We start from the raw sequence: 22,901 nt of genomic DNA on the forward strand, positions 1-22,901 counted from the left end.
AGGTTAAACTATTCAGCTTTTTAATCAGTAGGATAGATTATGTACCACGATATCAATCCCTCAGTTATCACTGATCTACATAAAAACTGCATCATCCAATGGAAATCTTCAGGGATCGAATACCAACATAAACAATTTCATCAACTGGTTGAAGAAAATCATGCATTTAATTATCAATTATGGCATGCCGAAGATCGCGCTCGCAGAGATGACATGGGTTTTGAATTTGTGTATCAAGCGAAACGAGAAATAGATGCCTGTAATCAATTAAGAAATAATCGCATGGAGGCTATGGATGAATGGCTGTTTCATTTATTGCAACCAGCAAATCCAACTCAATGTCCGGTTAATTCAGAATCACCAGGGATGATTATTGACCGTCTATCCATATTAGCCTTGAAGTCCTATCATATGGCCTTACAGACAAAACGCTCTGATGTCAGCGAAGAGCATAAAAAAACCTGTACTCAGAAATTGGCCATCATACATAATCAATTAGAGCAATTATCACTTTGTCTGGGACAACTTCTTAATGAAGTACAAGCAAAAACACGTACTTTTAGAATATATCACCAGTTTAAAATGTACAATGACCCTACGTTAAACCCTGAATTGTACTCTGCGGGCTAGAGGTATATATTGAAAAATCCTGTTCACTTTTAGCGTGGCGGATATCTGATTTGGTTGATTTATTATTAAAAAATCCATAATGTTTCGAGGTAGTGGGCGACGATTTCTGGGAATCAGTCCGGAGATTTTTGCTCTGGATTGACTCCCCTGGCGTCTCGGTTTGCAGCACTACCTTGGCGGTGACAGGATCTTTGACCGTTTGTGGTTCTACATCAGCCGCAAGATCTACCTGTCCTAATGGGGCGCGTCCTAACCCTCTTGCCAAGGCTCTGAGCGACAGGATCAAACCGAAGAATAAGGCACTGAATACCGATAAAACATACATTATTGGCGTATCCTGGTAATGCCCCTGATCGTCCATTTCCTGTAATGGATTCCCCGCAAAATCAACAAATTTTTGTCCTTTGCCAAAACCGGAAAATAAGGAACGGAATACTTCAAACCATTCTTGAAAGAAAAACTGAGGTGACCGATCCAGAAAGAGACCGTCTTTAAGCGACTGTTGAAAAGAATCCGGCTCAAGTAAATTAGCAGTTCCATCCAATAGATTATTCTTCATATCTATCAATTCATGATAGGGATGATTTTCTGGATCATCCTTTTTGTTTAATTGAATATAAGTTGAAACCAGGGAATGAATTGCGAAACTTACCATAAATACAAGACCAAGAATGACGCAGCTGACAAGTAAAGCTGGCGGGAACGCGATACCAGTTAATACCAGTATCGATCCAACTAAAAACAAGATACTTGCCAAAGCGCTGTAAGCATATAATCCATTTTTTATCCCTAATAATGCAGCAGATAAATAAGTACGGGTTGATTGCTGTTTCAGCACATTTCGCTTTTCTTCAAAACTGTTGATTAACTTATAAACGTCCATTTCCAAACAACGAATGGCAATCAGGTCCTCTAAACTATGATTGAATTTGCCTCTCAATGCTAATAATTGCGCGTAGCTGGTTTCCATTACCTTGGTAATCAAAGCCAGTTCGCATTTGGTCTGAGTGACAAACAATCTGAGTTGAAAATCATATTCTTCATATAAACGAGTAACAACACAGGCAACAGTATATATAGCGCAAATAATGGCCATGGAGGTCAACATGGGTGACGATAATATCGCCAGTCCTAATACGCCCACATACAGATACAATCCATCAATAAAACCACCTGCGGCTACTGCAGCAAAAGCCAGGCATCGTGTATTAAATGACTGACGTTTCATTTGTTTCAGATAAGTTTCACTTTCTTCCTGAGTTAATGTCCGCAATTTTTTGATTTCAAGCAATAATTCCGCATTGGCAGTCATCATGACCTTTCGGTCTTCCACCATTTTTCGCAGCCAGAATCGATTGGCTGCGGCAAAAATGCCCAGGAATAATCCAACCGGGGCGATAAGATATTTTAAATCGATACCACCAATTAAACTGATGGCTACTATCGCGCTTCGAAACCCTTTGTAGGCATTTTTCAGACCTTTCATAATGTCACGGAAATAAGGCCAGGCTGTAGCGATGAATTTTTTAACATAATCATTCTTTTCTTTTTCAAATCGGGTTGCCAGGAAAGAAAATGAAACCAGGAATAGAGATTCAATGGAGATTGCGATGATTCCGCCAGGGGTCATCATTATGTCATGCATCAAATCATTGCTACCGTTGGGAATACACAGGTCAAAGAAATATTTGAACATGCTGTAAGAAGAACTGAGGGAATCTAAAATTGCGTAGGCGTAATATACAGTGCGATCTTTATCGAGTTTTTCTGCCAGGATTCGACTTTGCGCGTCGATACGGCCAGCAATTGCTAGAATGAAAACTAAATCTACAGGTTTTATAGCTTGATTTTCATCACTCTTAAGAGACATTCGTGCACATATGGGCCATCAGCTAAGATTGCGCAACATTGTATGCATTATTGCTCTTGATGTCAATAAACTTTTCAGCCTGAATTAAAAAAATACAAATAATTAGGGCGGTTTTAGATTTTATCACAATCAAAGAGAAAAAATATGAATAAATTTCAAATTTCTTTAACTAATCTCATTCACGTACTGTGACTTAAGACGCAAACCTGATACGATATTGCACTAATAATTACATATAACCCTAATTGAGGATTAGATGAGATCAATACTTGCTCTCTTTTTATTTATGTCACTATTGACTGGACCCATTATGGCAAAAAGTGAAGTACAGATTTATGGTTATGTTGAGAAAGCTACCTTAGTTGATAAAAATCTCACTCTTTCAGCAAAATTGGATACTGGTGCAAAATCAGCATCATTAAACGCAGTAAATATCACTGAAATCGATGTAAAAGGGGTGCCTTATTTACGTTTTACTGTACCCACTAAAAATGGCGACCATATTTTTGAGTGCGAATATATAGGTAAAGTTAAAATTAAAGTCAGAGCCAGCGAAACAAATCCCGGGTTATTAAAATCCACTCCCATCAAGCGTCCAGTGGTTCTACTAAATGTCAAACTGGGAGATAAAGTCAGAGCCATTCAGGTTAATTTAACGAACCGAAAACGCTTCCTATACCCATTGCTTCTGGGAAGAGACGCAATTATAGATTTCGATGGTGCTGTTGATCCCGCCCTTACCTTTACTTTGAAATCCAAGAGCCTTACTAAATAATGAAAAAAAACACGCGACATGTTTACGGCCTGATCCTTACCCTGTTCTTATTGGGTTCTGGAATATTTTTATACCGACATATTATTTTGGATGTTCCTTTAACAGACACTGAAACAATAAACAGCTGGATGGTTGAATCCAATTTACGCTTTACTGCAGACAACAACACCCCGATTAAAGCCAGTTTTACAATTCCTTATTTACCCCCTCACTTTGCTATCCTTGATGAATATTTTGTATCCAGAAGCTATGGGGTAACCACCAATTTAAATGGTTATAACAGAGAAACAGTATGGTCTATCAGGCGTAGCCATGGTGCTCAATCACTTTATTACCGGGCGATTTTTCGGCAGACAGACAGTGATGAATCCTCATTACCCAAACCTTCTGTAATCAAATCACAACCCTTGGATGACAGCCAAAAATCTGCCGTTGAAACCATTACCAACCAGGTCAGACAATCATCTGCAGATATTCAGACTTTTGCTCAGAGCACCATTAAAGAATTAAACAAAAAAGATGGAAATGCCAAATTATTAGTTGGGAATGAGTTCAACGATGAAACCATTATCAATGCAACCATTCTATTACTTAATCAATCCAAGATTTTTGCTATTCCGGTGAAGGGTATTTATCTGAACCAGCAAAGCAAAGCAGATTTGAAATCATTACTGGCAGTATTTAATGGAAAACGCTGGATCTACATCAATCCAAGAACTGGCGGTGCAGGATTACCCAAGGAATTTCTCATCTGGCAATATGGTAATGATCCCCTATTTAATGTAACAGGTGGTAACAAAGCACAATTCTCTCTTACAGTGTCACCAACTCCTATTAATGCGCTCAGCGTAGCCAAATCAAGAGGATTACAATCCGATTCCCAACTCTTGCGATTTTCTCTACTCCAGCTACCAGTGAATGTCCAGGCAACCTATAAAATCCTGTTAACGGTTCCTATCGGTGCCTTCATTATCCTGTTATTACGCAATTTCGTAGGTATAAAAACCTTTGGTACCTTTATGCCGGTATTAATCGCTTTGGCATTTAGAGAAACACACGTGGTCTGGGGAATAAGCCTCTTTATTATCATTGTATCCTTTGGTTTGCTCGCCCGGTTTTATCTGGATCAGTTAAGACTGCTCCTGGTGCCGAGGTTGGCTGCCATACTCACGGTAGTCATCCTGTTGATGATATTCATCAGTGTGGTCAGCCAGAATCTTGATCTGGACTCCGGATTATCCGTTGCTTTATTCCCGATGGTTATTTTAACTATGACCATTGAACGGATGTGTATTACATGGGATGAGCGAGGGGCATCCGAAGCGATTAAATCAGGCGCCGGCAGTCTGGTCGCCGCTGTTTTATCTTATTGGGCAATGAGTTACGAACCCGTTCAATACTTGGTATTCGCATTCCCTGAACTGCTTCTAATTCTCCTGGGCTTTATTTTATGGTTTGGTCAATATCGCGGTTATAGACTCTCTGAATTGAAACGGTTTAAAGCACTTGCGAGCGCTATAGAATGATTCGTCTCTTTCGTCGTTTAAAAAATCACGGAGTTTTGAGTATTAATCAGCGGAATACCGATTTTGTCTTGCGTTATAATCCAAGAAAATTATTCCCTCTGGTTGACGATAAACTTAAAACTAAAAAGCTTGCTTTAAAAGCTGGAATTGCAGTTCCGCCGTTGTACGACATCATAGAAACAGAACAACAAATCCGCAACATTGAAGAACGATTTTCTCCATATAATGATTTCGTAGTTAAACCTGCGCGAGGATCTGGTGGTGATGGTATTTTAGTTTTTAAGGATAAAGTATATGGCCGCTATCGACAAATTAATGGCAAACTGACTACCCATCAAGAATTAAGTTATCATCTGTCATGCCTTTTATCAGGTGCTTATAGCCTGGGTGGATCTTCAGATTATGCCATCATCGAAAAACGAGTCGTTGTAGATCCCGTTTTTGCTGAAGTCAGTTATGAGGGCATTCCTGATATTCGTATCATCACTTTATTGGGCTATCCCGCAATGGCTATGGTACGATTGCCTACTCGCCTTTCTGGCGGAAAAGCAAATCTGCACCAGGGAGCAATTGGTGTTGGAGTTGATCTTGCAACTGGAAAGACTCTCGGAGGTGTGTTCCAGAATGACACCATTGATTATCATCCGGATACATTAAATCCGATAGTTGATATCGAAGTACCCTACTGGAATAAAATCCTTGAAATTGCATCAAGTTGCTACGATTTAACTGGATTGGGTTATCTTGGCGTTGATATTGTATTAGATAAAGATCATGGACCTTTAATGCTGGAGCTTAATGCGCGGCCAGGATTAAATATTCAGATAGCCAATCGAGAAGGTGGATTAAATCGCTATAGGGCTATTGAAAACCGCTTTATGGAACATGGGCACGAATCTACAACGGATAAAGTAACGTTCAGTCGGGAGCAATTTGCTCGTTAATAAAGAGAATAATCTACAGAATTTAAGAAAACGGCCTATTAATTGAGGTGTAAGCATTTATTTCTTCGAATATTTTTTGTCGTGTGTTCAGCCAATCAATTTGTTCATCAAGGACTTTTAAAGTTTCTGAAGGAGCAACGTGTTTACGATTTTTTTGCATTTCCTCCCAGAACACTCCTCTAACAGAATAACCCTGCCTGGCTCTCTCTATAGCTGGGGTGAGGCAACTTCTTTCTACAGCTTGTTGTAATTGATGCTTTTCATTAGTCAATTCATCCAGAACTAATTCTTCGACTTGAATTCGCTCTCTTATACTATGCCAACCCTCTTTTTTAAGCTCATTTTCAAATTCTTTTCTAATGATGTCTTCAGTAGTTTCAGCAGCCATACGACCAACACGCACATTCGACTGATCCAAAGCATAAGGCATACATTTACCAATCATTCTAAAGAAATTTCTTGCAAACATATGTTATAACCTTAGTCCAATGTGCACCATATTATGCCAAAAAAAGGTTTTTTTGTAAACCATACCTGATAAATTTAAAAATTTTTATTCAATTTGGTTTTAAATTGACACATACTGTAATATAATCTCTCATCTAACATTTATAGAGATTGATATGTTTGGAAAAGGTATCTCTTCTTATTTTTTTCGTTCGAAAGCCCCCCACACTCCAGTAAATCCAAAAAAATGGTTTGATCAACAACTGACGGAAAGCGGATTAAAAGATAAGATTTCCAGTGAACATTTAAAAAAATCTCAAGCTACCGTTAAAGTATTTTTCAATAAAAATTATTTCCCTGATGAGTTGGCTGTTCAACATTCTTTAACAAAAATACCTGCGGTCAATGTTTCAGGTGATCGCTCAGGTTATTTTCAAAACGGAATGAGCTTCCCGCAAAATCCTGATTTTTTTGCGACCATTCCTAACGATCATCCAGAATTATTATCCCCATTGGAACGGCTCACATCGGCAAAAAAGCTGGTTTATTCAGATAGTCTGGTTTTTGCCACTGGAGGTTATCCATTTATTAACCCATTAAAATTATATCCTCAACCCATCAACGTTGGACTTTTTTCACTCGCTGGCGCTGCCTTTGAAAACAATTATCTCCATTATCGATTGTTTATGCTTGACCGCCAAAATTTTAAAATTGATATCGCTAGATTTGAATCATTGTTTAAGAACCTGCCCACTGAATATAAAGAAGCACAAAGGGAATTAGGTATTTATGATTTAAACCAATCACTTATACGTATCAGAACTGGGTTACCTTACCTCGCCAGAACAGCATCCGGAACGTATTACCCATCATTTACCCAATCGAATGCAGTAATTTTTCAATCAGAAGCCTATTTTCGTCATTTGTTGGAAGACACCTCATTACTTTTAACCTCTGTTAATGAGACCGCCAAAGCGGCTGGCAAACCCGCTTTATTAAAAGCAACGGCTGTCGGTATGGGATTTTTTGCCAAAATTGATGGGCATTATGAAATTCAGCATATGCTCTACCCTTATTTTCTTCGAGCATTTAAAAAATTACTGAATGAACAAACCTATTCCTGGATTGCTAAAGTTGAATTTCCAACATTTAGCGAATTGCAACAGATGCAGTTTGACTCTGTCTTTGAAGATTTTTATAACCGCATTGAGGTAATCCAATCAGGTAGAGATGTATTACAATTCTCTAAAGAAGAAACGGAAGTCTATTTTCCCTGTGCCGTAAATCCTTCCGATGCTTTTGCATATACTGGCAATGAATGGGGATTTGGCAGCGTTGAATCGATGATAGGTAACAACAGCTCCTTACGTTTTGATCAAGTACCCCATGCTAATCCATTACTGTTAAGTATTCAGCATCATATTCCTGTTACAATAATGGGGGATTACCATGCGGAAATTGAAACAGCGGACGTACCTGAACTATTAACTCACCGCTTCAGATAAAAACAGAGAGACACATGCAAACTACAGCATTGATTAGATGCCTAAATCTCTCTTTAAATCATGATTCATGTAGACGATAACAGTCTCAGTGAAAGAAGGAATTTATAGTGCTGAAATGCAACGAACTCAGCACTATAAGCATAAAAACATTGGTTGTTACAGCGAACAACTTTCTTTAGTCATGTTTAGGAAATGTCCGACGGCATCAATTATTTTTTCATCACCATCGACTCGATGAGCTAAACGTTCAGCTGATAAACCGGTATAAAGATGCTTGGAGAATGCTGCAAATGTCTCCTCACTACCATTAACCAACAACCAATTAAGGATATTCCGTTCTGTAGCAAAGTCACTTTTACGCATTGATGTTGGAAGATCTTTATTAAACTCGACCATCAGATTAGGAACCATTCGCCCATCTAAAAATTTAGTCTGAAAAGTTGGGCAAGTGGAAGCGAGCCATTGATCCAATGTTAAATCCTCCAGTACCAATTGCTCATGTTCTTTATCCAGGCCATCAATCTCAATACCCGTTTGGATCTTCAACAATCCTAAACAAGTTGCTGGTCCGTAAAATACATGAATCCATGATTGTGCTGTATGTGTTTTATTATCTTCCAAGAATTGTTCTAAGTGTTTCAGAGACGAACAAGCACCCCATCCAAAAGGTTTGTCATTATATTTTTGATAATTTTCAACATCAGAAAACCGTAAAGACAATAGTTCATCTTGTGTAGAACGCGCCAACAAACCGCCCTGCCTATGTAATAAATCATGGCTACGGCCGTCTACGCGAAACAATAGCTTAGGTTGTTGCAATTTAACTAAAGGATGTCCTACTTTAGGATTTCCTAGATTTTGGAGAGTATTCCCTAACTCACAAGTTTTATCTTTTAATCTTTGTTTAACCTGAGAAAAGAACTTTCCGGAATACATAAGCTGCCTCTTTATAATAACGATGATGTGTAACGATGAAATAATTTTTCTTCTCGTTTTCAAAGTGATTATAACTGGCAATTATTAACTAAAAATTAAGCACAGTGCTCTTTTTATTAAATAATTTACTGAAAATAGAACTTGTTACGGTTTATGGATAGTGATTCAACCGGCTGCATGTTCAATAAACATTCTCTTAATGGAGTTTATCTCATTGCACATGCGCAAACCCAATCCGCGTAAGGCGGTTATAGGTGTAAAAGAGTGAGTAAATAATTGTTTAAAGCCCTCCATTAACATAATGGTTTGCCAAACAGCATGCTTCCGTTCTCGTTGATAGGCACCCATTATTTTGTTGGAGCTTAATGTATTCTGACCTTGATCAAGGATTTTGAGCCAGGATGCTATATCTGCCAATCCCAAATTAAGTCCTAAACCGGCCAATGGGTGGATGGTATGAGCGGCATCGCCAAGCAGTAACCACCGTTTTCCTGTGTATTGTTTCACATGCCTCATTCGTAACGGAAATTGATGACGAAGGCTTACCAACTCAACTTTGCCGAGTTGTTTTGCAAAAGCTCGCGTAATTTCAGTATTAAATTCATCTTCACCAAGAGCCATCAATTTTTGTGCTCGAACCGGGTTAGTTGACCATACTATGGAGCATTGATGGGCATTAGCTAAAGGTAAAAAGGCTAATGGGCCGTCCGGGTTAAACACCTGATACGCTGTTTTTAAATGCGATTTTTCCGTTTGTACTGTTGCAACCAAAGCATTTTGATTATAAGACCAACTGGTTAATTCAATGTTTAATTTATTACGTGTTGGCGAATTTGCTCCGTCAGCAATCATCAATAGTTGCCCTTCCCAGACAATATTTTGACTGCAAATCATGACCCCGTTTTCACTATTCGAAACGTCATCAACGGCACAATTGGAAAATAAACTGATGTTTGATTCCACTGACGCCTGTTGCAATAGCCCTTGTTTTAATATGGATTCTTCGATAATAGAGCCTAAATTTTGTTCAGCAATGATACGTGAATCAAAATCGATGTACGCACCACTCTGAGCGTCCCAGACATGCATATGAGTGTATGGGGAGATGCGGGCAGCATCCAAAATATCCCAAACCCCCAATTTTCGAAATAAAGACTGTGAGGCTTTGTTAATCGCATAAACACGTATATCCGTAGTCGACACATCTGCCTTTAATGGTCCTGCATCAATGACCGCAACAGAGTAATTTCGCTGAGCCATGGCAATTGCTGCAGTTAATCCGACGATTCCGCCGCCTACTACAAGCACATCAAATTTCTGGCTCATTTTAACTCCTGTTCACTTAAGGCGATTTCACAGACCAAATCAGGTATAACACCACCAAAACCGCGAGCATAGCGCGCAAGTATATTTTTTAGAACTGGAATATTATCAAGGGCAATAAGTCCGATATTTCGTGCCAGGCCAACTCCTGGTAAACGGCTGGTGAAGAGTTGAATCAATCCATCCGTGCAGCGAGTAATCACCTGTTGATCATGATGTCTTAACTGAAGATACTCATCCAACATATCCGAATTCAACCCATGTTTGGCTATACATTGAGCGAGAGTTGCCACATCCCGGATTCCCAGATTAAAGCCCTGACCGGCAACGGGATGCAACGTATGCGCCGCATTACCCACAAATACAACTGGCCATTTAGTTTGTTCGGGCATCAGAACCTGCTTCAGGGGATAGGTAAATCGTTTCCCGACTTGAACAAATCGCCCTAATCGATAACCAAATGCCTGCTGTAATTCTTTAATAAAAGAGCCATCACTTAACTCCATAAATTCTTTTGCTTTTTCTGGAGCCATAGCCCAAACCAGTGACATTTTATTAGTCTGCATGGGGAGAAGAGCAAGAGGTCCATGAGCGGTAAATCGTTCATAGGCCTTGAAATTATGAGGTTTTATCAAACCAATATTGGCAACAATGGCATTCTGCTCATAACTTTTGGACTGTACCGTTAATGTACATAATTTTCGGATTATAGAATCAGCACCATCCGCAGCAACAATCAATTTTGCTTCAATACTGATTTCTCCAGATTGCGTCAAAACTGTTGCTGTCTTATTAGCGAGATCTAATGCATGGACAGTTGCAGGGGCCAATATCTGATTTTTTGCCAATAATTGATGCAATGCCAGATTAATATATTGAATTTCGACTACGTAACCTAAAGGATTATGTTCTTCACCCTGCAATCGGGATACACCAAAACGATACTGATCGGATACATGAATCATGGTAATTGGCGTAGCATATTCTTTAAGAATATCCCACACACCAAGCATGTTTAATATACGCTTGCTGGCCGGAGATAAAGCGATAGACCTTGCATCAAAATCAGGATTGACTTTATCACTAAAAGGTTTCGATTCAACCAATAAAGTACTATACCCTAAACCGCGCAAAGCAAGCATTAAGGTAGCACCGGTCAAACCCCCACCAACAATGAGAATATCAGTTTGTTTATCAGCCACGCATCAAAGCCTCAATTTCTTCCACATCAACAGGTAACGCTGCAGTTAACACTTCATGTCCTGAAGAAGTAACTACTACGTCGTCCTCTATACGAACCCCTATATCCCACCAACGCTTGTCTACACCATTCATTCCTGCGCTAATGTAAATTCCAGGCTCTACAGTTAATACCATGCCAGGCTCAAGCGGCCGCCATTCATTATTGATTTTATAGCGACCTGAATCATGAACATCAAGACCCAGCCAATGTCCTGAGTTATGCATGTAAAAGGGCTTATATGCTTCTTTTTCAATCAGATCATCCACTGTTCCGTGTAAAAGTCCTAATTCAGCTAAGCCTGTGGTTAATATTCTAACCATAATTTGTTGAACCGAATTCCAGGGCAGTCCGGGCTTAATCGCCGCAATACCGGCTTTTTGAGCTTTAAGTACTAATTCATAAATGCTTTTTTGCTCGGGGCTAAATGTACCATTAACAGGAAAAGTTCGAGTAATGTCTGCTGCATAATTACCGTATTCACCACCAGCATCAATAAGTACCAGATCACCTCGTCTTAATGGCTTGTTGTTATCAGTATAATGAAGAATACAGGCATTCTCACCACTACCAACTATAGGATCATATGCGACACTTCGGCATCCATGGCGGCTGAATTCATAAATCAACTCTGCTTCTAACTGATATTCATGCTCCATATCTTTACATAACTGCATCGCACGTTTATGGGCACTTACTGAAATACTGGCCGCCCGCCGCATTAAATCAAGTTCCGCTTCGCTTTTGAACAAACGCATTTCACTGATTAGAGGCTCCAGATCACAAAAAGTCTCTGGTGCTTTTATCCCTTTTCTGACTTGAGATTTAATTGTATTCAGAATCAACATTAACCGTTTTTCTAATGACAAATCCCTGCCCAGGATAAAGTAAACCGCAGACTTCCCACTCATGAGTTTAGGTAATTCTTCATCAAGGCTGCTAATAGGATACGCAAAGTCCATACCTAACTCGCTGACAGCGCCATCCTGACCCAGACGTTTTCCTGTCCATTGCTCCTGGGCAGGGTTTCGTGGGCGACTAAACAAGATGCTTTGACTTGACTTACCGGAGGTGATCACCAGTAATGCATCCGGCTCATTAAAACCTGTTAGATAGTAAAAATCACTATCTTGTCGAAATCTATAGTGCGCATCACCATTACGCAATAATTCATGCGACGCTGAAATTATAGCGATGCTGTCATCGGTTAATTGCAAGGCTAATTTTTTTCGTCTGGTTTCGTATTCGTTAAGTACATACTGCATATAAACATCCTTTTAAATTAATGGGTTGTTTCCGAACCGCCTCGTTCTCTTTCATTCATAACTAAATCACCATGCAAACGAATGACCGCTAATCGCGCATATTCACTCACTTCCATCAATGCTTTCTCATCTTCTTCATCAACATCCAGAGTCTCGCAATCCAACTCGGCAAATTCAATTATGTGCTGGAGTGCTTCCTGGGCTTCCTCTTCATAAAATTGATCCGCCCCCACTCCGGCCATGGTCAAACCTTGAGTAAAGCCTTCACACCACTCACTAAAAGCCTGAGCTCGTTCCACTAATGACTCATTATCATCAGGGAGTAACAGTTCAAACTCAAAATCAAAATTGTTTATTTGTTGCTGACTTATCGTATAAACAGAAAACATAACCAATAAAGCATTACGGCTTTCTTCGTCTTTTTTATTATTCAATAAGGCACGTAAATAAGCCTCACCCTGACTGTCTGCACCAGCACAGAGATAGCCACACATCATCCCATGTAATTCACTTCCGGATATACTTAATGACAATACAGCAATAGATTCGGCAAAATCAGTGTACTCAGGTAAATGCAAGTGGGTATTTTCTACAGACATAATTCACTCATTTCAAAAATTATTAATGATAACCGATTTACAGTGAGTGTTCACCTGCATTGATTGCTATGATAAGGATTTCTCACTATTTGCTGCATTCCTGCAAAATTGTTACTATTTAATTAGCACGGTGCTACTGCAAAGGCATAATAATGACTCATATTAAATCCTGTAAAGTTAAAATACTAAATAAATCATATGAAATAAAATGCCCGGAAGGTGAGGAAACCAATTTACTGCTCGCTGCCGAAAAACTCAATGAGCAAATGCAGATTAATAAAACCAAGTTTAAAACACTGGATAATTTTCATAATTTGTTGCTTGCAGCTTTAGATATTGGTCACGAATTAATCCTGTGCAAAACGGAGCAAGAACAACAACGACTTAAAGTGACTCAATTTATCACTTCTTTAGAAAATAAAATTAATAAGACGGTGGGTGGTGAGGCCGATAATCTGCCACAAACTGATTAATCATGTAGTTTACTATAAGTCATTCTATAATAAACATATTGGAATTTTTGAAAGGGATTCATGATGCGACGTCAATGGTATATTGGTTTTGGAGTAGTATTACTTACTTTAATGGCTCTCTTTGCAATGTTTCATGACATCAGGTGGTTTATCGGATTCCTGATTCCTTTAATCATGCTGTGGATTTATGATCTTTGTCAAAAAAAGCACAGTATCTTGCGTAATTTTCCCGTATTAGGTCACGTCCGATTTTTTCTTGAATTTATTCGACCTGAGATTCAACAATATTTCGTGGCAACCGATGAAAGTGAACTTCCTTTTAATAGAGAAATGCGTTCACTTGTTTACCAACGAGCAAAAAATACACGTGATACCATTCCATTTGGAACAGAACGCGATATCTCCAGTGTAGGTTATACCTGGGCTCTGCACTCTCTGGTACCCAAGCACGCAGCGGAAGTAGAAGACAGAATTATGGTGGGCGGACCGGATTGTAAAAAACCCTATAATGCATCTCGATTAAATATTTCAGCTATGAGTTTTGGATCCTTATCGGCAAATGCCATTATGGCCCTGAACAAAGGAGCGATGATTGGTGGTTTTGCTCATAACACGGGAGAAGGGGGATTAAGTCCCTATCATTTGCAGGGTGGCGACATTATTTTTCAGATAGGAACTGCGTATTTTGGTTGTCGTGACGAGGATGGCAATTTTAATGACAATGAATTTATTACAGAAGCCAATCGCAATGAAGTTAAAATGATAGAAATCAAACTGTCACAAGGGGCTAAACCCTCTCATGGAGGGATATTACCGGCAGCCAAATTAACTCAGGAAATTGCCACAGTACGGAAAGTTAAGATGGGGAAAGATGTATTATCCCCAATCGCTCATTCTACCTTTGATACTCCTGTAGGGTTGCTGGAATTTGTCAAAAAACTACGCGATCTTTCTGGAGGAAAGCCTATTGGATTTAAATTATGCATTGGCCGCAAAGATGAATTTCTCGCTATTTGCAAAGCCATGCTTAAAACACACATATTTCCTGATTTTATTACCGTAGATGGGGCTGAAGGAGGAACAGGTGCTGCACCTGTAGAATATTCCAATTTCATTGGCACCCCTTTGGAAGCTGGGTTGGTATTTGTGCATAATGCTCTTGTAGGGATAAACGTCCGCGATAAAATTCGAATTATATGCAGCGGTAAAGTAACGAATGGCTTTGATTTGGTTACCAATATTGCCCTGGGAGCTGATATGTGTAACTCTGCCAGAGCTATGATGATGGCCGCCGGCTGTCTGCAATCAAAACAATGTAATGCCAACACCTGTCCAACAGGAGTTGCAACCCAAAATAAACGATTGCAATTTGGTTTAGTAGTCGACGAAAAAAAATATCAAGTGGCCAACTTTCACAAAAATACCATCAAAAGTTTCTTAGAAATGGTTGGTGCATTGGGCTTGAGTAATCCCAGTGATTTACGGCCAAACCATATCATGAGACGCATCAGTGTCAATGCTGTAAAACCATTCAATGAACTTTATGAATATCTATCTCCAGGTCAATTGCTTGGCGATAACATTCCGGACAGTTTTAAAGAATTTTGGGAAATGGCGAATCCGGAAAAGTTTTAACCAAATAGCATAGAAATGCAGTTCCGACTGATTGATTAAGAATAATCAATATGATCATCATCATACCAACAACTATGCTATACTCATTTTATGTTGTGCTAATTATTCCAGACTCATAACAGGTGATCATGATAGTCATCATCGAAGGAATCGATATATGGACATTAGAGAACACTATTTAACTAAAAATCGCACACATGAGGACATCCGGAGGGGTGGAGCCATTGGGAATCTCAATGAAGGAATAGAAATAATACTGCATAACATACCTACCCGTTTAATTGCCTGGCCTGGAAATGGCTTTCAAACAGAAAGTATCCATGTATTAACATTAGCCCCTGGCTTAGAAAGTCCAATGTATCGCTATCAGATCTCAGAAGAAGCCTTATTATGTATGCAAGGAAAAGGCGAAGTCTTTCTTCATGATCAATGGGTAGAAATTGAGGCAGGTGACATTGCTTATTTTCCTGAAAATATTCTTCATGGTGTACGAAATCCAGCTAAGAATAAAGAAGATTTTGTATTAGTAAATTCTATTACCCCACCTTTAGTCAGCCTGTATGAACAATCAGGATTTTATATTCAGGAATTAGGGAAAATTGATTTTGATGCGGCTGAAGTGGCAAAAGATAAAATTATTCCTGGTACTTTGTCTACAGAAAATCAAATGCATTTTAACGACTCCCATCCGAAACTGCGTGCCTGGAATATGAAGGCCAGCGAAGTAAGGAGTAAGGGAGCATTATTCAATGTATTTATGGGTGCTGAATTCACAGCCAATGGCAGTCCGATGCGTTTTGTCTTATGGCCAGGTCATGGTGCGCGTCAATGCGGGTTTCATTTAACGCGTTGTTCCCCAGGCGATTTATTTGCTGCCCATACTCACCCTGTTTCTGATGAGTGCGTCATCATTTGGGCTGGTTCAGCTCGTGGATTTCTGGATAACCACTGGATAGAAATGTACCCACACGATTGTTTGCTGGCACCTTGTGGCGTTCCTCATGGAGGTCCATTAAATATAAAAATTGAAACAGAGGGATTGCATGAAGCAAAAACTGAAACACTTTGGGGTGGATTCGCTTCACCGCCTCAAGGTGATTTATATCTTCGCGCAAATTATAGTAAAAATCAGGTAGTCGAAGATCCGCCTGCGATACGATTTACTGATATAGAGCCAATAAAATAAATGAATATTAAAAACAGCCTTACACCAAGCTCCATTATTCTGAAAAGTCATGTCAACAGATATACTTTTTTAGGTTTGGCCATTGCTGTAAGCAGTATATTAATTGCCAGCCTGATCGTTTCCTATCAAATGACTGGCTATGTGAATTTAGCTGGATTTATTGAAGCACAACGTTCCAATCCGGCCATATGGGTATTAGATTTAACGCCCTTCATGTTTGTATATTGGGGCCAGGCATTCTGTGAAGGGCTCGTAAACAGAGCGCAAACCTTATTGGTTGATCAAACCAGAGAATTTTTAAATATCAGTGGCAATCTGGAGTTAAAACTCAGATATGAAAGTAATCATGACAATTTAACGAGCTTACCGAATAGCCGCATGTTAAGTGAACAGATTAAACATGGAATGGAACAATTAGGTACACAAGGACAACTGGCTCTCATAATAATAAAAATTAATGATTTCCAAAATATTAATTATAATTTTGGGACATTTAATGCCAACTCGGTATTGAAACAATTTGCTGATCGATTAAAAAACCTGTTAATCGACCCTTATATGTTGCAAGTAACGATCGGTATGAATATGGTTGCACGCCTGCAAAGTGATGAGTTTGCTTTTTTACTTCCCAGACTCAAAAAGGATTTCAATGCCAATGAATTGTTAGAAAACATGCTTAATTTAATACCGTCGAATTACATTATTGATGGTTTTAATATCAACATTACTACTACTGCAGGTATTGCGATTTACCCCTTCCACGGCCAGGAAGAGGTAACGTTAATTAATCATGCCAGCATTGCAGTATACCATGCTCGAAAAGACGGTAGGCCTTATGCTATCTATAGTCCAGAAATGCAGGATGATTTGATCCAGAATCGAACGATGATCAATGAATTGAAACGTTCGATTGAACATAATGAACTGGAAATTCATTATTTACCCATCTTCAATCTGGCTTCAGGCCAAATCATTGGTGCGGAATCGCATGTACGCTTCGAACACCCTGAATACGGTATATTAAGTCCCGAGAAATTTATTCCTTTGGTTGAAGGCACGAGTTTAATTCATCAATTAACCGAATTTATGTTAAAAGGGGTCATTCAACAAATTGCCAATTGGCATAGTGAAGGCTACAAATTGTCGGCATCCGTGAATTTATCGGTTAAAGATGCTTCCGATAGGGAGCTCCCTGGCCTCATTGAAGAATTGCTTCATCGATATAAAGTTTCTCCTGCCTTTTTAATATTGGAATTTACTGAAAGAGCCTGTTTAACGGAACAAACTATAGCCAAAGAAGTTCTTGGCAAGCTGGCTGCGATTGGAATTCAGTTATCCATTGAAGATTTTTGCAGTGGAGATACTTCATTCATTTATTTAACCAATTACCCTATAAATGAAGTCAAAATTGAAAAATCCTATATATTTAAAATGACTCATGATCCCAAGAAAATAAAAATTGTCGAGACGATTATAAAAATAGCCAATACTTTAGGATTAAAAACCATGGCGGATGGTATCGCAGATCAAGAAACTTTAGATAAATTGAAAAAGTTAGGCTGCTTATCCGGTCAAGGTATTTATTTTTCTCATCCAGTCAATAACACTGAATTTAAAACCTTATTAGATAAAAAATTTCCACACAAATAAAACGTCTCTCCTGCAATCCACTCATAAAATACTCATTGTAGAACTATTTTTATCAGACTAATGATTTTTTCTATGTTTTAATAAAAAGGCGATGCTATAATGTAATTAACCCGATGGCGAGTGATTTTAGAACCAACACTCATAGCCAGGGGAGCATCCTGTAATCGGCGTTGTGCAAGACCACCATAGCAGTGGGAAGCCTGAACCGATTCATTCGCCCCCCACTTGAACCTCAGGGTTCAAAATCGATGACTGTCGGGTTATATCTTAATCAGCTGTTCTTTCAACAACAGATATTCATCCCTTACTTTTGCAGCCAGTTCGAACTCCATGTTTTTTGCGTGCAGGTACATTTTCTTTTCCAGAAGATTAATCTGCTTGACCAATTCCTGTTCTGACCAGTGCATGTATTCTGGCATTTTTTCAGCCACAACCGTTTTTCGTTTACCTATATAGGTACCTTCCATAATATCCTCCACAGACTTATTAATGCCCATGGGAGTAATACCATGCTCCAGATTAAAGGCTTTTTGTTTTTCCCGTCGTCTGTCTGTCTCATTCAATGCTCTTTGCATGGAGCCAGTAATTTTATCTGCATAAAGAATCGCCCGGCCTTTTACATTCCGTGCGGCACGACCTATCGTTTGAATTAAAGAACGATCAGAGCGCAAAAATCCTTCTTTATCTGCATCAAGAATTGCGACTAAAGCAACCTCAGGCATGTCAAGACCTTCACGCAGCAAGTTAATACCAACCAGAACATCAAACTCGCCCAAACGTAAATCGCGAATGATTTCAACCCGCTCTACTGTATCTACATCAGAATGCAAATACCGCACTTTAATTCCATGCTCCGTCAAATAATCAGTTAAATCTTCTGCCATCCTTTTCGTTAAAGTAGTCACCAGAATACGCCCCCCCTCTCTGATGACCTGGTGAATCTCGGACATTAGGTCATCGACCTGAGTTCTTACCGGTCTGATTTCTACTACAGGATCAATCAATCCGGTGGGACGAACAACCTGCTCGGCAATATTAGCTGAGTGTGCCTGTTCATACGGTCCTGGTGTTGCCGATATATAAATGGTTTGCGGCGACCGATCTTCAAACTCCTCAAAACGTAGAGGTCGATTATCCAATGCTGAAGGCAATCGAAAGCCATAATTGACCAGGGTTTCCTTACGTGACCTGTCGCCTTTATACATACCGCCTACTTGTGGAACAGTCACATGCGATTCATCTATTATCAATAACGCTTCAGGCGGTAAATAATCAAACAAGGTTGGCGGAGCCTCACCCGGTTGGCGGCCTGATAAATATCGGGAGTAATTTTCTATGCCCGAGCAATAGCCCAACTCCAGCATCATTTCAATATCAAAGCAGGTCCGTTGTTCCAGTCGTTGCGCCTCAACCAGTTTGTTTTGCGCATTGAATTCAGCAAGACGATGCTGCAACTCATCTTTTACTAACTCAACTGTTTCCAATATACGCTCTCGCGGAGTGACGTAATGTGTTTTAGGGAAAATAGTGATTCGAGGCAAACGTTGCAGGATTTCACCAGTTAATGGATCAAAACTGGCGATATTTTCTATCTCTTCATCAAATAATTCGACTCTGATGGCATCTTTTTCTGAATCAGCAGGAAAAATATCAACAACATCGCCATGCACCCTGAACTGACCACGCTCAAGGGTTAAGGTGCTTCTAGTGTATTGCATTTCAGCAAGACGTTTTAATATTTTACGCTGCCCACAGTGTTCTCCACGGGAAAGATGTAATACCATACGTAAGTAGGAATCGGGATCACCCAAACCATAGATTGCAGAAACTGTAGCAACGATTATTGCATCCTTACGCTCAATTAACGCTTTGGTTGCCGATAATCGCATCTGCTCAATGTGTTCATTGATGGATGAGTCTTTTTCTATAAAGGTATCGGAAGCAGGGACATAAGCTTCTGGTTGATAATAATCGTAGTAGGACACGAAGTATTCTACTGCATTATCAGGGAAAAAAGCTTTAAACTCGCCATAGAGTTGAGCCGCCAGTGTTTTATTAGGCGCCATAATTAAAGCGGGTCTTCTCATGGCCTGAATAACATGAGCTATAGTAAAGGTTTTACCGGAGCCGGTTACGCCTAAAAGTGTTTGTTTGGCCAAACCTGATTCCAGGCCATCAATTAACGAGGCAATTGCAGTAGGTTGATCACCGGCTGGTTGGTAATTTGAATAAATTTTAAATAAGTCTTTCATATTTTATATTATATGCTAGGACACTGATAATTCACAGGAGTAACAGATGGATATCGCATTGGCAAAGCGTGTACAAAAAGTAAAACCCTCACCTACTCTGGCGGTAGCTGCAAAAGCAGCTCAGATGAAAGCACAAGGTCTTGATATTATTGGTCTTGGAACAGGTGAACCAGACTTTGACACGCCTCAACACATTAAACTTGCAGCCATTGCAGCCATTGAAGCAGGTTATACCAAATATACTGCGGTAGATGGGATCCCTGAATTAAAAGAAGCGATCAAGAACAAGTTCCAGCGCGACAATGGTCTGGATTACCAACTGAATCAAATTTTAGTTTCCGTTGGGGGAAAACAAAGTTGTTATAATTTATGTCAGGCATTCCTCAATGCAGGTGACGAAGTCATTATTCCCGCGCCTTACTGGGTTTCGTACCCCGATATGGTGTTATTGGCCGAAGCAGTCCCCGTCATTATTCAAACCACCCCTGAGCAACGATATAAAATCACTGCGCAACAGTTAGAACAAGCCATTACGCCTAAAACCAAAATGATATTCCTGAACAGTCCTTCCAATCCATCAGGAATAGCCTATACATTGGATGAGTTAAAAGCGTTGGGAACTGTATTGAAAAAACACCCCAATATTCTTATTGCGACTGACGATATGTATGAACACATCATCTGGAGCCAACCTTTTGCCAATATTTTGAATGCCTGCCCAGAGTTATATGATAGAACCATCGTATTAAATGGTGTTTCCAAAGCCTATGCCATGACCGGCTGGCGCATAGGATATGCCGCAGGCCCTGCGCCATTGATCAATGCGATGAAAACCGTTCAATCCCAATCCACATCCAACCCCTGTTCCATTGCTCAAAGAGCAGCAGTTGCCGCTTTAAATGGCAGTAACGACAGCGTACATGAAATGGTTAATGCGTTTCATCAACGACATGACTATGTAGCTGATCGATTACAAAGCATTGAGGGCATCGAAGTCATCCCTGCTGACGGCACCTTTTACATCTTCCCCAGCGTTCAGGCCATCATCGACAAACGCGGATACGCCAACGACATCGAATTTTCCGAAAAATTATTAAATGAAGTTGGAGTCGCACTAGTACCCGGATCCGCATTCGGAACTGAAGGCTGCATCCGCATCTCATTCGCCACTGGAATTGACACCTTGAAAGACGCATTAAACCGTTTACAACGTTTTTGCAGTGAATAATAAAAATTATTAAAAATTTACTTGACCATCAAGCGGAATCGTTTTAAGATTCCGCCTCTATTCCCCGGTAGCTCAGTCGGTAGAGCGGATGACTGTTAATCATTAGGTCGGCGGTTCGAGCCCGTCCCGGGGAGCCATATTCTGTCCAAGTTGTAGCCGTGTTTAAATTTCTTATTAGCTTTACCAGGTACCTCTTGGGTTACACTTAATCCAAATTGAGCTTGCCGAGGTTTTGTCTTTATGCCACTTATAGTTAACTTATCAACAATACATACATTACATCCAATCAGCAAAAGCGTCGAAGCGTTTGCACAGTTATGTAACGAATATTCAGTCGGTTGTTTCAGCTCATGCCCCACTCTATTCAAATCTTGGTCTAATTACGCATGGGTCATGTATCAATACAAGATGAACGAACAGCAACTCATTCAACCCTACAAACTGGGTGCTATTAGCACCGAGCAGTTTCTACAAAATCTTCTGCATATATTCCCTTTTCTTCAAGAGGCGGAAGCTGAACAAGAAACGATGATTGGATTAAATGGGAGCGAATCCTACTCAGAAGATTTCGCATTAGCTTTACTAGAACATGCCTGGAATGAAATTATTGACCTGGATGACACGAGTGCTTTGCGTTTTCCAACACTGGTTACACAATCAGAATCAGAACCTGTTTATTTGATCTCTAACACAAATGAACTGAATGTATTAAAGATTCTTCGATTGTTAAAAAAACAAAACCCTGAGATTAAATTTATTACTCCTGTTGATTTAAGTGTACGAGAAAGCAAAGATCCTATTGAAATTGCACCCAATATTTTTCTATGCCTATCTTACCGTTATCAATTATTTAAAAATGTGACTGATAACCGAAATGTAAATCCGCACTCAACAATGTCACTACTCAATCACTTGGTCAAAGAACAATTATCGGATGTGGATACCTCCAGTATTCGAGTGGTAAGTCAGTATGGAGGAGATTTGTCCGAGGCAGGGAGGATAGGTATTCCAGCTCACAATATTTTACACGCCGACCAATTTTTCAATGAACCTCAATTAGAGATAAAGAAAAACAACTAACTACCAATGTGAACCCGCGTAGCCTGGGAGTAGGCCCAAAGGGCCGTATCCCAGGTTTTCATTTTAATTCCATAACTCAACTAACCCCTATAAAATTCTATTCACAGGAAATCCAACTTCATAAACATTTAGGGTTTTTTTTCGTAGAGATTTTACACCTGGCGGAGCAAGGGTAGGTCGGGCGCTTCGCCCGACTTTTCATTTTCATCAAATGGAAACAAATGAGAATGACGATGGAATGTAACCCTGGGATACGGCCTTTGGGCCTACTCCCAGGCTTGTATCTTTAAATTGTAAGCAAGAAAGCTTAATCTCAAGGGCACTTGGGATGGGAGAA

19 protein-coding genes, 1 tRNA gene and 1 other RNA gene are annotated in these 22,901 nt (G+C 39.7%); 13 read left to right on the forward strand and 8 right to left on the reverse strand.

The window, feature by feature from the left end; genetic code table 11:
- Positions 1 to 39 precede the first annotated feature (39 nt).
- On the forward strand, positions 40 to 630 hold the full coding sequence (locus Lqua_RS03980) for a DUF4254 domain-containing protein (RefSeq protein WP_058472977.1): 591 nt from the start codon (positions 40 to 42) through the stop codon (positions 628 to 630).
- Here the strand turns inward: Lqua_RS03980 and Lqua_RS03985 are convergent.
- Complete coding sequence (locus Lqua_RS03985) at positions 596 to 2,500, reverse strand: hypothetical protein (RefSeq protein ID WP_058472978.1); 1,905 nt, start codon at positions 2,498 to 2,500, stop codon at positions 596 to 598. The two genes, Lqua_RS03980 and Lqua_RS03985, sit on opposite strands and share 35 nt — an antisense overlap.
- A 256-nt stretch (positions 2,501 to 2,756) precedes the next feature.
- Between Lqua_RS03985 and Lqua_RS03990 the strand changes: the two genes are divergently transcribed.
- From Lqua_RS03990 to Lqua_RS04000, 3 genes are read left to right on the forward strand one after another with little or no spacing between them, the layout of a single operon-like run.
- Entirely contained in the window at positions 2,757 to 3,275 is a 519-nt protein-coding gene (locus tag Lqua_RS03990; protein ID WP_058472979.1) for an ATP-dependent zinc protease family protein, read from the forward strand.
- Positions 3,275 to 4,801 carry an inactive transglutaminase family protein gene (locus Lqua_RS03995; RefSeq protein ID WP_058472980.1) on the forward strand — a complete coding sequence of 509 codons (1,527 nt, stop codon included), beginning with the start codon at positions 3,275 to 3,277 and terminating at the stop codon, positions 4,799 to 4,801. Before Lqua_RS03990 ends, Lqua_RS03995 begins: the two co-directional genes overlap by 1 nt.
- A complete protein-coding gene (locus tag Lqua_RS04000; RefSeq protein WP_058472981.1) occupies positions 4,798 to 5,745 on the forward strand; it encodes an alpha-L-glutamate ligase-like protein in 948 nt (315 codons plus the stop codon). The genes Lqua_RS03995 and Lqua_RS04000 overlap by 4 nt, the downstream gene beginning before the upstream one ends.
- 22 nt (positions 5,746 to 5,767) lie before the next feature.
- Here Lqua_RS04000 and Lqua_RS04005 read toward each other — a convergent pair whose 3' ends face one another.
- The gene (locus tag Lqua_RS04005) at positions 5,768 to 6,214 is read right to left on the reverse strand and encodes a hypothetical protein (RefSeq protein ID WP_058472982.1); all 447 of its coding nucleotides are present in this window, start codon (positions 6,212 to 6,214) and stop codon (positions 5,768 to 5,770) included.
- A 154-nt stretch (positions 6,215 to 6,368) separates the two neighbouring features.
- Between Lqua_RS04005 and Lqua_RS04010 the strand changes: the two genes are divergently transcribed.
- Positions 6,369 to 7,697: a hypothetical protein gene (locus tag Lqua_RS04010; RefSeq protein ID WP_058472983.1), complete on the forward strand. Its 1,329-nt coding sequence runs from the start codon at positions 6,369 to 6,371 to the stop codon at positions 7,695 to 7,697.
- A 156-nt stretch (positions 7,698 to 7,853) separates the two neighbouring features.
- Here Lqua_RS04010 and Lqua_RS04015 read toward each other — a convergent pair whose 3' ends face one another.
- The 5 genes from Lqua_RS04015 to Lqua_RS04035 form a co-directional block, all read right to left on the reverse strand.
- Positions 7,854 to 8,633: a hypothetical protein gene (locus tag Lqua_RS04015; protein WP_058472984.1), complete on the reverse strand. Its 780-nt coding sequence runs from the start codon at positions 8,631 to 8,633 to the stop codon at positions 7,854 to 7,856.
- A 165-nt stretch (positions 8,634 to 8,798) separates the two neighbouring features.
- Positions 8,799 to 9,959, reverse strand: coding sequence for an FAD-dependent oxidoreductase (locus tag Lqua_RS04020; protein WP_058472985.1), 1,161 nt, complete (start codon positions 9,957 to 9,959; stop codon positions 8,799 to 8,801).
- Positions 9,956 to 11,158, reverse strand: coding sequence for a 2-octaprenyl-6-methoxyphenyl hydroxylase (gene ubiH / locus Lqua_RS04025; RefSeq protein ID WP_058472986.1), 1,203 nt, complete (start codon positions 11,156 to 11,158; stop codon positions 9,956 to 9,958). Before ubiH ends, Lqua_RS04020 begins: the two co-directional genes overlap by 4 nt.
- A complete protein-coding gene (gene pepP / locus Lqua_RS04030) occupies positions 11,151 to 12,461 on the reverse strand; it encodes a Xaa-Pro aminopeptidase (RefSeq protein WP_058472987.1) in 1,311 nt (436 codons plus the stop codon). Before pepP ends, ubiH begins: the two co-directional genes overlap by 8 nt.
- A 17-nt stretch (positions 12,462 to 12,478) precedes the next feature.
- Positions 12,479 to 13,060, reverse strand: coding sequence for a UPF0149 family protein (locus tag Lqua_RS04035; RefSeq protein WP_058472988.1), 582 nt, complete (start codon positions 13,058 to 13,060; stop codon positions 12,479 to 12,481).
- 152 nt (positions 13,061 to 13,212) lie between these two features.
- Between Lqua_RS04035 and Lqua_RS04040 the strand changes: the two genes are divergently transcribed.
- From Lqua_RS04040 to ssrS, 5 genes are all read left to right on the forward strand, one after another.
- Positions 13,213 to 13,533, forward strand: a complete 321-nt coding sequence (locus Lqua_RS04040; protein ID WP_058472989.1) for a cell division protein ZapA — start codon at positions 13,213 to 13,215, stop codon at positions 13,531 to 13,533.
- A 63-nt stretch (positions 13,534 to 13,596) separates the two neighbouring features.
- Positions 13,597 to 15,168, forward strand: a complete 1,572-nt coding sequence (locus Lqua_RS04045; protein ID WP_058472990.1) for an FMN-binding glutamate synthase family protein — start codon at positions 13,597 to 13,599, stop codon at positions 15,166 to 15,168.
- A 157-nt stretch (positions 15,169 to 15,325) separates the two neighbouring features.
- The gene (locus tag Lqua_RS04050) at positions 15,326 to 16,354 is read left to right on the forward strand and encodes a cupin domain-containing protein (protein WP_058472991.1); all 1,029 of its coding nucleotides are present in this window, start codon (positions 15,326 to 15,328) and stop codon (positions 16,352 to 16,354) included.
- Positions 16,355 to 18,004, forward strand: a complete 1,650-nt coding sequence (locus Lqua_RS04055) for a putative bifunctional diguanylate cyclase/phosphodiesterase (protein WP_058472992.1) — start codon at positions 16,355 to 16,357, stop codon at positions 18,002 to 18,004.
- Positions 18,005 to 18,108: 104 nt separating this feature from the next.
- Positions 18,109 to 18,270: non-coding RNA, 6S RNA (gene ssrS, locus Lqua_RS19090), on the forward strand.
- On the opposite strand, the gene uvrB is transcribed toward ssrS, so the two are convergent.
- Positions 18,265 to 20,256: an excinuclease ABC subunit UvrB gene (gene uvrB, locus Lqua_RS04060; protein WP_058472993.1), complete on the reverse strand. Its 1,992-nt coding sequence runs from the start codon at positions 20,254 to 20,256 to the stop codon at positions 18,265 to 18,267. The two genes, ssrS and uvrB, sit on opposite strands and share 6 nt — an antisense overlap.
- A gap of 46 nt (positions 20,257 to 20,302) precedes the next feature.
- On the opposite strand from uvrB, the gene Lqua_RS04065 reads away from it, so the two are divergent.
- The 3 genes from Lqua_RS04065 to Lqua_RS04075 all read left to right on the forward strand — a co-directional run bounded on the left by Lqua_RS04065 (position 20,303) and on the right by Lqua_RS04075 (position 22,564).
- A complete protein-coding gene (locus tag Lqua_RS04065) occupies positions 20,303 to 21,484 on the forward strand; it encodes a pyridoxal phosphate-dependent aminotransferase (RefSeq protein WP_058472994.1) in 1,182 nt (393 codons plus the stop codon).
- A gap of 61 nt (positions 21,485 to 21,545) precedes the next feature.
- A tRNA-Asn gene (locus Lqua_RS04070) sits at positions 21,546 to 21,621 on the forward strand.
- A 256-nt stretch (positions 21,622 to 21,877) separates the two neighbouring features.
- Complete coding sequence (locus Lqua_RS04075; RefSeq protein ID WP_238585524.1) at positions 21,878 to 22,564, forward strand: hypothetical protein; 687 nt, start codon at positions 21,878 to 21,880, stop codon at positions 22,562 to 22,564.
- Positions 22,565 to 22,901 lie beyond the last annotated feature (337 nt).

This window comes from Legionella quateirensis, from assembly GCF_001467955.1.
In the GTDB taxonomy this organism is placed as follows: domain Bacteria; phylum Pseudomonadota; class Gammaproteobacteria; order Legionellales; family Legionellaceae; genus Legionella; species Legionella quateirensis.